Origin of the sequence: Phytopseudomonas daroniae (genome assembly GCF_004327275.1) — a bacterium.
In the GTDB taxonomy this organism is placed as follows: domain Bacteria; phylum Pseudomonadota; class Gammaproteobacteria; order Pseudomonadales; family Pseudomonadaceae; genus Aquipseudomonas; species Aquipseudomonas daroniae.
This window is the reverse complement of sequence record NZ_QJUJ01000001.1, coordinates 161,176-173,871: the sequence shown is the minus strand read 5'-3', so window position 1 is coordinate 173,871 and position 12,696 is coordinate 161,176. Positions and strand designations below refer to the sequence as shown.

Sequence of the window (12,696 nt, the reverse complement as noted above, 5' to 3'; positions counted from 1 at the left end):
AAAAATGGTAGGGAGCCATTTTTAACGTCGCTTGCGACGGCCCGAAGGGTGGCCGCCAGGGATGGCAGGCCAATAAGAAAGGGCGCTGCAGACTCAGTCTGCAGCGCCCTTTTTCTGCTACGTGTCACTCGCCAAGGCTGGATCTCAGCATCCAGGCGTTCTGCTCGTGCACACCGATGCGCGCGACCAGCATGTCATGGGTAAACAGATCACCCGCCTCTTCCGCCAGCTCGGCAAACTCGCTTATGCGCCGGGCAACAGCCTCGTTATCCTTGACCAGCTCCTTGATCATCTGCGGGGTCGGCTTATGGGGCGCCTCGTTATCGATCACGGTGAGCGCACGAAAGGTTTCTGCGCCCGTCGGTGCCAGTTTCCCCAGCGCCCGGATACGCTCGGCGAGCTCGTCGGCCGCCTGGTGCAGCTCGTTGTACTGGGCGTCGGTCAGCTTGTGCAGGCCGTAGAAGTTGGCGCCTTGCACGTTCCAGTGCACGCCGAGGGTTTTCACATACAGGGTGTAGCTGTCCGCCACCGCCTTGGTCAGTGCTTCGGCGACCTTCTCACGAGCAGTGCTATCGACGCTCGTGTTGATGGCAAGGCCATCGCCCTTGAGCTTTTGCTGCGTTGCTTTCGACTTGGGTTTTGCTGCTGTCGGTTTGCGTGCTACGGCCATGATGGTCTCCATGGGTGATAGAAATGTTCTGCTACCTCTTGTCGACTATCGATAGGGCTAGAACATTCCAACATTTTCACCGGGGAGGTTTTTGCTCGGATGGCGGTCGGGAATGGTCGGGCTGAAAAGGTGGAAAACGCTTCGCGGTTTTCCACCCCGCATTCTTTGCAATCAGAAGCTCCAGCGAGTGCTCAACATGACGTTGCGTGGGTCGCCCGAGTAGGCGGAATTATAGAAGCCGATGTTGGTGTAATACTTCTTGTCGAACAGGTTATAGACGTTGAGCGTAGCCGAGAGGTTTTCGCTGATCTGGTAACGGGCCATTACATCCACCAGCCAGTACGGATCCTGGGAGAATTTTTCCCGGATACCCTTGCCGCGGTTGTTCAATACCTGCCATCCCTCGCTTTGCCAGCGTGCGCCCCCTCCGACAGTGAAACGATCCAGCGGCCCCCTGAGTTTGTAGCTGGTATAGAGCGTGAGCTGATCCTGAGGCTCCCAGGTCGATACCTTGTCACCGTCCTCATCGCGAATGATCTTGTGGGTATAGCCAGCCTGGATTTGCCAGCCAGCTGCCAGTTCTCCTGAGACTTCGGCTTCGTAGCCTTTGGTTTTTGCCTTGAATGCAATGTAAGGATCTTCGTTCAGCGAAAGGTCGGCATCGAGGTCGGACTCGGGGCGGTTGTCCTGGTGAACCTCGAAGTAGGCCAGGCTGGCGTTAAGACGACCGTCGAGGAACTCGCCCTTGATGCCTACTTCGTAATTCTGTCCTTCATCGGGTTCCAGCAGTTTGTTCTGGCTGTCGCGGTAGTAGGTTTGCGGCATGAAGATGTCGGTGTAGCTGGCGTAGAGTGAATAGTTCGAGTTGAGGTCATAGACCAGGCCCGCATAGGGAACCAGGCGGCCGGTTTCGACGCTCTTGTCCGTGCCGCTCAGGCGATAGTCCGCCAGGCGTGTACCGAGCAGCAGCGAAAGCTGGTCGCTCAGGCTGAAGCGGCTTGCCAGGTAGGCTGCGGTCTGCCGGGTTACCTGGTCATTACGCTGGGCAATCGGGCCCCAGTCCGGTTCGGGCACATCGCCGTCGAAATCGTAGAAGTCGATATCGTTGTCGTAATAGGTGACGTTCCAGTAGTCCTTGCCGAGCCAGTGGGATCTGGAGGTCGATGCACCCACGACCAGTTCGTGCTCACGCCCTAATAGGCTGAACGGCCCGCTGGCGTAACCATCCAGAGAATTACTGGTGGTTTCCCCGGTGTATTTATTGGCATAAAGCGCTGCGCGACCGGTGCTCGCATTGGGGGGCGACTGCATCGAGCCGAGCGGTGCGTCATAGCCGTTGACCTGATGGTTGTATTGCAGCTTGCCGACCCAGTCATTATCGAAGCTGTGCTCCAGCGTGGCGAATAGGCTGTGGTTGTACTGCTGCCAACTGCTCCACTTGGCGCCGTTATTGTAGGAGCGCGGCAATTCGATGCGTTCGCCACGAGAGTCGAACAATGGACGGCTGCCAGACCAGCCTGAGCCTTTGGGGTCATTGTTCTGATAGTCGGCTCCGACACTAAGGAGTGTTTGAGGGCTGAGATCGAATTCGAGAATGCCGTAATAGACACTGGTTTTGCGCTGGTAGTGATCCATGAAGGAGTGCTTGTCCTGGTAAGCCACTACAGCGCGGCCACGCACATTACCGCTGTCAGTCAACGGGCCGGTCAGGTCGATCTGTGAGCGATAGTTATCCCAGCTACCAGCGGCCAGATCCACGTGGCCTTTGAACTCGTGTCCAGGTTTTTTCCGAACCAGGTTGATGACCCCGCCCGGACTTCCTGCCCCGGATAGCAATCCCGGAGAACCTTTTAGTATTTCGACCCTGTCGAAGATGGCCATATCACTGAGCGTATGCCCCGCCGAATAGGCCGAGTTGCGTAATGTGGGGATGCCGTCGTATTGGAAGTTATCGATGGAAAAACCACGGGAATAGTAGTTGGTGCGTTCGCTGTCATAGGTTGAAACCGTGATGCCGGGTGTATGGCGCATCACATCATCAATACCAGTGAGAGCAAAGTCGTCGATATGCTGGCGCGTGATGACGGAGATGGACTGCGGTGTTTCCCTTGGAGTCAGCACCAGACGAGTGGCAGTGGCGATGGTGCCCGGCGTATAGGAGCCGGAGCCTTCGGTGATGGTGCCAAGCTGGTTGCTGACGATGCTGGTTGCCCCCAGCTCCAGAGCGCCTGTCTGCTCGCTCGTGGGCAGTAGTGAGTAGCGTCCGTCATTTTCGCGTATTACCCGTAGGCCAGTGCCCGACAGCAGTCGTTGCAAACCCTCTTCGACGCCAAAGCGTCCATTCAAACCAGGGCTTTCCTTGCCCTGGGTCAGGCTTGCATCGAAAGACAGCACCACGCGGGCTTCGGCGGCGAAATGGGTCAGGCTTTGGCCAAGATCGCCACGCGGCAATTGATACTGGCGGATCTCACTCTGCTCGGCCTGCACTGAAAAGGAGGCCAACGGCATGAGCAGAGCCGTGCAGAACAATACGTGGCGGACACTGTTGCTGAGCAGGGATGGCGTGAATGCCATGGGGCTGCAGGCGGACTTCATATCGCATTCTCTTTTATGGTTGGCAGAAGGGCGGCGTTACGCCGTTCTCCATAAGTCGAGCGAGAACGAGAATAAATATCACCTGTACTGAAAATAGTTTCGATCAGGCCGGGCGGACTGTTACCCAATAGCGGGTGCGTTGTTCGATACGAACAGGTAGAGCGCTGGCAATGGCCCGCAGGGTCTGCTCGCTGTCGTCGAGACGGAAGGTACCGCTGATGCGCAGGCTGGCGATGGCCGGATCGCAGCGCAGCCAGCCATGTCGGTAACGGCTCAGTTCGGCGAGGAAGGCATCCAGGCGTTGATCGTTGGCAACCAGCAACCCTTTGCTCCAGGCGCTTTGCGTGGCGTCCAGTGGTTGGGCGGGACGCACACCGAAGCTGGTGAACCCGCTGTGCTGGCCGGGCTCCAATAGCGCTGGCTGCCCCTGGGATGGGGTGATGCGTACCTGATGTTCGTACACGGCCACTTCACTGCGCCCGTCTTCCAGGCGTACCGAGAAACGAGTGCCCAATGCCTGAATCTGGCCATGGGGCGTTTGTACGTAGAAAGGGCGCTTTTGTGGGTCGGCAGCGGTGGTGATCATCACCTCGCCCTGGCGCAGGCGTATCAGCCGCTGCCGGGCGTCGTAACGCACATCGACAGCGCTGTCGGTGTTGAGCAGCAACTGGCCGCCATCGGCCAGGGCCACGGGCAGGCGTTCGCCCACGGTGCTGCGGTAGTCGGCGAGCCAGGGGCCGTCATTGGCCTGGCGGTAACCTGTCCAGCCGACGGCACTGCCGCCCAGCAGCAGGGCAAAACCCTTGAGCACGCTGCGCCTGCTGTCATGTCGGGCCTGGCCTGCGAGGTCGAGGGTGCGCCCGGTCAGGTCGCTTGGAACGCGTTGCAGGCGCTGCTGCAGGCGTTCGGCCTGTTGCCAGGCCCAGTGATTGACCGGCGCTGCATGCAGCCAGGCTTGCCAGGCCGCGTGGTCGGCAGGCGCCGCCGTTTCGCATTGCAGGCGGGTGTACCAGTGGGCGGCCTGTTCCAGCGCGGCACGTTGCTGGGCGTCGATCATGCTCATGACAACTCGGCTTGCAGGCTATGCAGCATGCAGTGCTGCAGCGCCTTGGCGATATAGCGGTTGACCGTGACGAGCGACACGTCGAGTTGCCGGGCGATTTCCTTGTAGGGCAGGCCATCGAGTTGCGAGAGCAGGAAGGCCTTGCGCACTTTGGGGCCGAGGCCGGCGAGCATGGCATCCAGCTCGCAGAGGGTTTCCAGCAGGATGGCGCGGGTTTCCGGGGAAATATCCTCGGTTTCCGGTTGCTCGGATAGTACCTGCAACCAGGCGCGCTCCAGGCGTGCGCGACGGAAGTGATCGATCATCAGGCGGCGGGCGATGGTGGCCAGGTAACCCTTGGGTTCGCGCACGGCGTCCAATCGAGCGGCGGCATTGTCGGCACTGAGCACGCGGACGAATACATCCTGTACCAGATCGGCGGCCAGGTCGCGGCAATCCACTCGTGGCCGCAGCCAGCCGCGCAGCCAGCGATGGTGCTCCTGGTAGATCCGGCCGACCTGTTGCTGGAGAGCGGGATCGAGGCTGGACATGGCGGTTCTCGGAAAAGCATAGATAGGAATGCGATTCATTCTATTGATGCCGTCGCCACCGGGCAAGCCGCAACGGCATGCGCCTTTCGGGTAGAATCGGCCTTTTTGCGAGGGCACCAGCTCATGCGGATTGGCCATGGTTACGATGTGCACCGTTTTGGCGAAGGGGATTTCATCACCCTGGGCGGTGTGCGTATTGCCCACAGGTTCGGATTGATCGCCCACTCCGATGGTGACGTGGTACTGCATGCGTTGGCCGATGCGCTGCTGGGTGCGGTAGCGCTTGGCGATATCGGCAAGCATTTCCCGGACACCGACCCGAACTTCAAGGGTGCCGACAGCCGTGTACTGCTGCGCCATGTGCTGGGGCTGGTACAGGCCAAGGGCTGGAAGGTCGGCAACGTCGACGCCACTATCGAGGCCCAGGCGCCGAAGATGGCGCCGCATATCGAGGCCATGCGCAGCCTGATCGCCGAGGATCTGCAGGTCGAACTGGATCAGGTCAACGTCAAGGCCACCACCACGGAAAAACTGGGTTTCGTCGGCCGTGAGGAAGGTATCGCCGTGCACGCGGTCGCCTTGCTGGTCAGCGCATGACTGAACTGGAATTGCTCGGCCCGCGCGCCCATGGCGAACCCTGTGGTCAGGCCGTGCTCAAGGCCACGGCCGAGGATTTTCAAGTTGACGAAGTGCTGGATATCGAGCTGTCCGGTGCTGGTGAGCACCTGTGGCTGTGGGTCGAAAAGCGTGGCCTGAATACCGAGGATGCCGCGCGTCGCCTGGCGCGTGCCGCGGGTGTGCCCGTGCGGATGATCAGTTATGCGGGTTTGAAGGATCGCCAGGCGCTGACTCGCCAGTGGTTCAGCGTCCATCTGCCTGGCAAGAGCGATCCTGATCTCGGCGCGGTTCAGGATGAAACCCTGACCATCCTCAAGCAGGTGCGCCACTCGCGCAAGTTGCAGCGCGGTGCCCATGCGGCCAACGGCTTCACCCTGCGTCTGACCCGGTTGCAGGCCGATCACACCAGGCTGGACGAGCGGCTGCAGCGCATCGTGGCCCAGGGCATTCCCAATTACTACGGCGCTCAGCGTTTCGGCTTCGAAGGGGGCAACGTCGCCCACGCCCGGCATTTTGCCGAGCGCAAGGAACTGCCCGAGAAGCGTAATGTGCGTTCGCGGGTGTTGTCCGCCGCGCGCAGCTTCATTTTCAATCGAGTGCTGGCCGAGCGTGTCGCCGCCGGTACCTGGAACCAGGCCTTGCCCGGCGACCTGCTGGCGTTCACCGACAGCCGCAGTTTCTTCGCCGCCGGCGAAGCCGAATGCCAGGATCCACGGCTGGCTCAGCTGGATTTGCACCCAACCGGGCCGCTGTGGGGCGAGGGCAAGTCTCCGGCAGGTGAAGCCACTCAAGTACTGGAACAGGGCATTGCCGATGCCGAGGAGCAGTTGGCTGCATGGTTGGCAGAAGCGGGCATGGCGCACGAACGGCGTATCCTGCGCCTCCCCATTAGCGGTTTGACGTGGCATTATCCCGAGCCTGACATTCTGCAACTGGAATTCGTCCTGCCGGCTGGATGTTTCGCCACCGCACTGGTGCGCGAAATCGTCGACCTTTTGCCTGCAGGGCAGACGGACAACCCATGCGTATTCTGATTTCAAACGATGACGGCGTGGCCGCACCGGGCCTCGCCGCGTTGCACGCTGCGCTGGCCGATTACGCCGACTGCACGGTGATCGCACCCGATGGTGATCGGAGCGGCGCCAGCAGTTCGCTGACCCTCGACCGCCCGCTGCACCCGTGTACCCTGGCCAACGGTTACATCAGCCTCAATGGCACGCCGACCGATTGCGTGCACCTGGGACTCAATGGCCTGTTGAGCGAAGCCGCCGATCTGGTGGTGGCAGGTATCAACCTGGGTGCCAACCTGGGCGATGACGTGCTGTATTCCGGTACTGTGGCCGCCGCCCTCGAAGGCCGTTTTCTGGCTCGTCCGGCGTTCGCGTTCTCGCTGCTTTCGCGTTCGGCCGAGCACCTGCCGACCGCTGCCTATTTTGCCCGCAAGCTGGTGGAGGCTCACGAGCATCTCGACCTGCCGCCGCGCACCATCTTGAACGTCAATGTGCCTAATCTGCCGCTCGAGCATATCCGTGGCGTGCAGTTGACCCGGCTCGGCCATCGCGCTCGTGCGGCTGCGCCGGTGAAAATGGTCAACCCGCGCGGCAAGGAAGGTTACTGGATCGCCGCAGCCGGCGATGTCGAGGATGGCGCTCAGGGCACCGACTTCCATGCCGTGATGCAGGGTTATGTATCGGTTACACCGTTGCAGCTCGACCGTACCTATCAGGATGGCCTGAACCGCCTTGAACCTTGGCTGGAGGGGCTGCTGACATGAATCGGGAGCACGACCGCCACGGGATTGGCATGACCTCTCAGCGTACCCGCGAACGCCTGATCCAGCGCCTCTACGACGAGGGGCTGTCCAACGCCCAGGTACTCGAGGTGATTCGCCGCACGCCGCGTCACCTGTTCGTCGATGAAGCCCTGGCCCACCGAGCCTATGAAGACACGGCCTTGCCGATCGGCCATAACCAGACCATCTCGCAGCCTTACATGGTCGCGCGAATGAGCGAGTTGCTGCTCGCCGCCGGGCCGCTGGACAAGGTACTGGAGATCGGTACCGGCTCGGGTTACCAGACCGCGATCCTGGCTCAACTGGTCGAACGGGTGTTCACCGTCGAGCGTATCCAGGGATTGCAGGAACGGGCGAAAGAACGCCTGGTCAAACTGAGTCTGCGCAACGTGGTATTTCGCTGGGGGGATGGTTGGGAAGGCTGGCCGGCGCTGGCACCCTACAATGGGATTATCGTGACCGCGGCCGCATCCGAAGTGCCTCAGGCATTGCTTGATCAATTGGCTCTGGGCGGGCGCCTGGTGATTCCTGTCGGTACAGGCGACGTTCAGCAACTGTTATTGATCATTCGCGAGGAACAGGGTTTCTCTCGGCACATACTCGACGCAGTACGGTTCGTGCCCCTGCTTAACGGCCCTTTGGCCTGATTTGATTCACCCGAACGGAAGGATGCATGAAGAAAACCTTGTTGCTGTATACCAAAGGGATGGCCATGGGCGCCGTCGATGTGGTGCCCGGTTTTTCCGGCGGCACCGTTGCCCTGATCACCGGTATATACGACAAGCTTCTCGCCTCGTTCGCTGCCATGCCCAAAGCACTGATGCTGGTCGTTCGCGGGCGTATCAAGCAGGCCTGGCAGGCTTGTAACGCCAGTTTCCTGCTGGTCGTGCTACTTGGCATCCTCAGCAGTATCTTCACCTTGGCACGCGCCATCAGCTATCTGATGAACGAGCACCCGGTTCTGCTGTGGGCGTTCTTCTTTGGTCTGGTGCTGGTGTCCGTTTACCTGGTGGGGCGCGAAGTGAGTTCCTGGCGAACCAACCGATTTGTAGGGTTTGCCGTCGGGCTGTTGTTTGCGCTGTGGATTACTCTGGCTGTGCCCATGCAGCTTTCCGCAGATCCGCTGATGCTATTCATCGCGGGCGCCATCGCCATCAGCGCGATGATTCTGCCGGGAATTTCCGGCAGCTTTATCCTTGTGCTGCTGGGGCTCTACCCGGTCGTGCTGGGGGCGGTGAAGAATTTCGATATGGCGGTACTGGCGGTGTTCTGCGCCGGTTGCGTGCTGGGATTGCTGACTTTTTCCAAGGTGCTGAGCTGGTTGCTGGCGCACATGCGTGACCTGACCATGGCCTTTCTGGCCGGCCTGATGCTCGGCTCGCTGGTCAAGGTGTGGCCCTGGAAGCAGACGCTGACCTGGCAAACCAACCGACATGGTGAATCGTTTCCGTTGGAGCAGGTCAATCTATTGCCATGGCAGTTCACCGAGGTCAGTGGTGAGGATGCGCAATTGTTGCTGGCCATCGCTTTGAGCTGCTGTGCCATCGTACTGGTGCTGGGTGTGGAATGGCTGGCGCGCCGCCGTCAGTTGGAAGATGTCTGACGTTTCGGCGTTTGTTACTGGCCGTCTGCAAGGGAGATACGGGTGAGTTTCACAGCCAATCAAGGGTGCTGTTCCTCGGGCACGCTACGTAACCTGCTGGCCCTGGCAATGATCGGCACGTTGCTGGCCGGTTGCGCCAGCTCACCTTCCGGTGGCGTGCAGGTGGTTGATCGCAACAGCGCTGCGGCACAGCGCCAGCCGGTTACGTCCGGTCAGTACCGTGTGCAACGCGGTGACACACTTTATTCCATCGCCTTTCGTTACGGCTGGGACTGGAAGGCCCTGGCCTCGCATAACGGCATCGCCGCTCCCTACCTGATCCGTGTCGGGCAGGTGATACGTTTCGATCGGGGCGCCCCCAGCAGACCTGCTGTCGCTTCCAGACCTACCGTCACAGCTCCCGTGGTGACTACGCCGAGCCGTCCTTCCACTCCGGTTCAGGCGCCTCCCGCGCAGACCACTACGCAGCCTGCCACTCCGGTGGTGGTAACGCCGGCGACCACGCCCGTGCAGACGGTACAGCGTTCCGCCACGGGCTGGGCATGGCCTGCCAATGGTGCGATTATCGGCCGATTTTCTTCAAACGGTAGTTTGAATAAAGGCATTGATATCGCCGGTGAATTGGGACAGCCTGTTTTAGCTGCGTCTGGTGGCTCAGTGGTCTACGCCGGGAGTGGTTTACGGGGCTACGGCGAGTTAGTGATCATCAAACACAGCGATACCTACGTGAGTGCCTACGGCCACAACCGCAGGCTGTTGGTAAAGGAGGGGCAGCAGGTCAAAGTCGGGCAGCAGATTGCCGAGATGGGTTCCACAGGAACTGACCGGGTGAAGCTTCACTTCGAGATTCGTCGCCAGGGTAAGCCTGTAGATCCAATGCAATACCTGCCACGCCGTTGATTTGTCGCTCGTCTGTTCCCTCATGTGGGATGGACGGGCTCGGATGTAGCCAAGGATAGAGGCGACATCGGGGCTTGCTGGTCGAACTCAGCAAGGGACGGAACGATAAAATGGCACTCAAGACCAAAGAAGCGCCGGAGTTTGACATCGACGATGAAGTGCTCCTGATGGAGCCTGACATCGATCTGGACGATGGGGCTGGCGAGCAGGCAGGTGCAAAGACCGCTGCGCGCAGTAAAGCCAAGCAATCCACCGGCAGCAAGCAGCACAAGTACATCGACTACACCCGGGCGCTCGACGCCACTCAGCTTTATCTCAACGAAATCGGTTTTTCTCCCCTGCTCACTCCGGAAGAGGAAGTGTTCTTCGCGCGTCTCGCGCAGAAGGGGGATCCTGCCGGCCGCAAGCGCATGATCGAGAGCAACCTGCGGCTGGTGGTCAAGATCGCCAGGCGCTACGTCAACCGCGGGCTCTCGCTGCTGGATCTGATCGAAGAGGGCAACCTCGGTCTGATTCGGGCCGTTGAAAAATTCGACCCCGAACGTGGTTTCCGTTTTTCCACCTACGCCACCTGGTGGATTCGGCAGACCATCGAGCGGGCCATCATGAATCAGACCCGCACCATTCGCCTGCCCATCCATGTGGTCAAGGAGCTCAACGTCTACCTGCGCGCCGCGCGGGAATTGACCCAGAAGCTCGATCACGAACCCTCCCCCGAAGAAATCGCCAACCTGCTGGAAAAACCGGTGGGCGAAGTCAAGCGCATGCTTGGCCTGAACGAGCGCGTATCATCCGTGGACGTGTCGCTTGGCCCGGATTCCGACAAGACGCTGCTCGATACGCTCACCGATGATCGACCCACCGACCCTTGTGAGTTGCTGCAGGATGACGACCTTTCCCAAAGCATTGATCAGTGGCTTTCGGAGTTGACCGACAAACAGCGTGAGGTGGTGGTACGCCGTTTCGGCTTGCGTGGACACGAAAGTTGCACGCTCGAAGAGGTTGGCCAGGAAATAGGCCTGACCCGTGAGCGCGTGCGGCAGATCCAAGTAGAAGCACTCAAACGCCTGCGCGAGATCCTCGAGAAGAACGGTCTTTCTGCCGACTCCCTGTTCCAGTAACCCCGGCCTGCCAGCCGTGTGCCAGTCAGCTTTGCTGACTGGCATTTTTATTGGGCGGCGCGCTTCCTGGGAGCGTACTTTCGCAGCAGCTCTGTTCGCTTGGGGAAGGGTGCTTTCATAAATGAGCGGGCAAAAAATCGCCGGGAGCGATTTTTGACGTCGCTTGCGACGGCCCGCAGGGTGCCCTCCAGGGATGGCGGGGCACAAAAAAACGGCGCCTGAGCAGGCGCCGTTTCATTTTCACGCTTGGATGATCAAGCCGGCAGCGTTTCTTTCAGCTGCAGCAGTTCATCCGATTGCGACTGCACTGCACGATACTGCTCGGCATCGCTGCTCAGCACCTCAGAAGGTGCCGGGAAGATCTCGTGCAGCTTGCTGCTCCACTCGGCCGAAGCCGCCTGCTCGGGGAAGCAGCGACGGATCAGGTCGAGCATGATCGAGACCGTCACCGACGCGCCTGGGGAAGCGCCCAGCAGGGCGGCGATGGAACCGTCCTTGGCAGCCACCAGCTCGGTGCCGAACTGCAGAATGCCGCCTTTCTTGGCATCTTTCTTGATGATCTGCACGCGCTGGCCGGCGATCTCCAGGCGCCAGTCGCTGGCCTTGGCTTCCGGGTAGAAGCCGCGCAGCGTGTTGAGGCGCTGCTCCTGGGACTGCATGACTTCCTTGACCAGATAGCGGGTCAGGTCGAAGTTGTCGCGAGCCACTGCCAGCATCGGACCGATGTTGTTGAGGCGCACCGACATGGGCAGGTCGAGGAACGAACCCTTCTTCAGGAACTTGGTGGTGAAGCCGGCATAGGGCCCGAACAGCAGGGACTTCTTGCCGTCGACCATACGGGTGTCCAGGTGCGGAACCGACATGGGTGGCGAACCCACTGCGGCCTGGCTGTACACCTTGGCCTGGTGCTGGTTGACCACTTCCGGGTTGTCGCAACGCAGCCACTGGCCGCTGACCGGGAAACCGCCGAAACCCCTGCCTTCTGGAATCCCCGACATCTGCAGCAGGGGCAGGGCACCGCCGCCGGCACCGAGGAACACGAAGCGGGCCTGGATCTCGCGGTGGTGGCCGCTCTTCTGATCCTTGGTGCTCACGCGCCAGCCTTGCTCGTTGCGAGTCAGGTCTGTGACCTTCTGGCTGCAGGTCACGCGTGCATTGCCCTGTAGCGCCAGGTAATCCAGCAGGCTCTTGGTCAGCGCGCCGAAGTTGATATCGGTGCCATTGGCCACGCGGGTCGCTGCAATAGGCTCATCGGGGCTGCGACCCGGCATCATCAGTGGCATCCACTGAGCCATGGTGTCGCGGTCTTCGCTGTACACCATGTCTTCGAAGGCATGGTGTACACGCAGGGCCTCGAAGCGCTTCTTCAGGTAATCGATGCCTTCCTGGCCGCGAACGAAGCTGAGGTGTGGAACCGAGTTGATAAAGGTCTTGGGCGAGCCAAAGGTGCCTTTCTTGACCAGGTAAGCCCAGAACTGCTTGGATTCCTCGAACTGGGCGTTGATGCTCACCGCCTTCTTGATGTCGATGGAACCGTCCGCGGACTCTGGTGTGTAGTTGAGCTCGCACAGGCCGGCGTGGCCGGTGCCTGCGTTGTTCCAGGGGTTGGAGCTTTCCACCGCACCGGAATCCATAGCTTCCACGATTTCCAGTTTGATGCCCGGATCGAGTTCCTTGAGCAGCACGGCCAGTGTTGCGCTCATGATGCCGGCTCCGACCAGCACTACATCTACAGCTTCGTAATCGTTCTGCGCCATTACCACATCTCCAAAAAATCAGCTTCCAATCGATGGCCTTCGGCCTG

Annotated in this window: 12 protein-coding genes; 7 read left to right on the top strand and 5 right to left on the bottom strand. The window is 60.3% G+C overall.

What is annotated here, in order from left to right:
- Window positions 1-124 precede the first annotated feature (124 nt).
- The 4 genes from DNK10_RS00910 to DNK10_RS00895 all read right to left on the bottom strand — a co-directional run bounded on the left by DNK10_RS00910 (window position 125) and on the right by DNK10_RS00895 (window position 4,858).
- Window positions 125-670: a Dps family protein gene (locus DNK10_RS00910; protein WP_131180834.1), complete on the bottom strand. Its 546-nt coding sequence runs from the start codon at window positions 668-670 to the stop codon at window positions 125-127.
- A gap of 171 nt (window positions 671-841) precedes the next feature.
- Window positions 842-3,265, bottom strand: a complete 2,424-nt coding sequence (locus tag DNK10_RS00905) for a TonB-dependent siderophore receptor (protein ID WP_279635808.1) — start codon at window positions 3,263-3,265, stop codon at window positions 842-844.
- 103 nt (window positions 3,266-3,368) lie between these two features.
- Window positions 3,369-4,328 carry a FecR domain-containing protein gene (locus DNK10_RS00900; protein WP_131190287.1) on the bottom strand — a complete coding sequence of 320 codons (960 nt, stop codon included), beginning with the start codon at window positions 4,326-4,328 and terminating at the stop codon, window positions 3,369-3,371.
- Entirely contained in the window at window positions 4,325-4,858 is a 534-nt protein-coding gene (locus DNK10_RS00895; RefSeq protein ID WP_131190286.1) for a sigma-70 family RNA polymerase sigma factor, read from the bottom strand. The genes DNK10_RS00900 and DNK10_RS00895 overlap by 4 nt, the downstream gene beginning before the upstream one ends.
- A 123-nt stretch (window positions 4,859-4,981) precedes the next feature.
- Between DNK10_RS00895 and ispF the strand changes: the two genes are divergently transcribed.
- The 7 genes from ispF to rpoS all read left to right on the top strand — a co-directional run bounded on the left by ispF (window position 4,982) and on the right by rpoS (window position 10,892).
- Window positions 4,982-5,455, top strand: a complete 474-nt coding sequence (ispF, locus tag DNK10_RS00890) for a 2-C-methyl-D-erythritol 2,4-cyclodiphosphate synthase (RefSeq protein WP_131190285.1) — start codon at window positions 4,982-4,984, stop codon at window positions 5,453-5,455.
- Window positions 5,452-6,510 carry a tRNA pseudouridine(13) synthase TruD gene (gene truD / locus DNK10_RS00885; protein WP_131190284.1) on the top strand — a complete coding sequence of 353 codons (1,059 nt, stop codon included), beginning with the start codon at window positions 5,452-5,454 and terminating at the stop codon, window positions 6,508-6,510. Before ispF ends, truD begins: the two co-directional genes overlap by 4 nt.
- Window positions 6,498-7,250 carry a 5'/3'-nucleotidase SurE gene (gene surE, locus DNK10_RS00880; protein ID WP_131190283.1) on the top strand — a complete coding sequence of 251 codons (753 nt, stop codon included), beginning with the start codon at window positions 6,498-6,500 and terminating at the stop codon, window positions 7,248-7,250. Before truD ends, surE begins: the two co-directional genes overlap by 13 nt.
- Entirely contained in the window at window positions 7,247-7,915 is a 669-nt protein-coding gene (locus DNK10_RS00875; protein ID WP_131180829.1) for a protein-L-isoaspartate(D-aspartate) O-methyltransferase, read from the top strand. Before surE ends, DNK10_RS00875 begins: the two co-directional genes overlap by 4 nt.
- A gap of 26 nt (window positions 7,916-7,941) precedes the next feature.
- Window positions 7,942-8,871, top strand: a complete 930-nt coding sequence (locus DNK10_RS00870; RefSeq protein ID WP_131190282.1) for a polyprenyl-phosphate transporter — start codon at window positions 7,942-7,944, stop codon at window positions 8,869-8,871.
- Window positions 8,872-8,979: 108 nt separating this feature from the next.
- Window positions 8,980-9,771 (top strand): peptidoglycan DD-metalloendopeptidase family protein, encoded by a 792-nt coding sequence (locus DNK10_RS00865; RefSeq protein ID WP_131180890.1) that lies wholly within the window; start codon window positions 8,980-8,982, stop codon window positions 9,769-9,771.
- A gap of 110 nt (window positions 9,772-9,881) precedes the next feature.
- Window positions 9,882-10,892, top strand: coding sequence for an RNA polymerase sigma factor RpoS (gene rpoS / locus DNK10_RS00860; protein ID WP_131180827.1), 1,011 nt, complete (start codon window positions 9,882-9,884; stop codon window positions 10,890-10,892).
- A 254-nt stretch (window positions 10,893-11,146) separates the two neighbouring features.
- Here the strand turns inward: rpoS and mqo are convergent, their stop codons facing one another.
- Window positions 11,147-12,649 carry a malate dehydrogenase (quinone) gene (gene mqo, locus DNK10_RS00855; RefSeq protein WP_131180826.1) on the bottom strand — a complete coding sequence of 501 codons (1,503 nt, stop codon included), beginning with the start codon at window positions 12,647-12,649 and terminating at the stop codon, window positions 11,147-11,149.
- Window positions 12,650-12,696 lie beyond the last annotated feature (47 nt).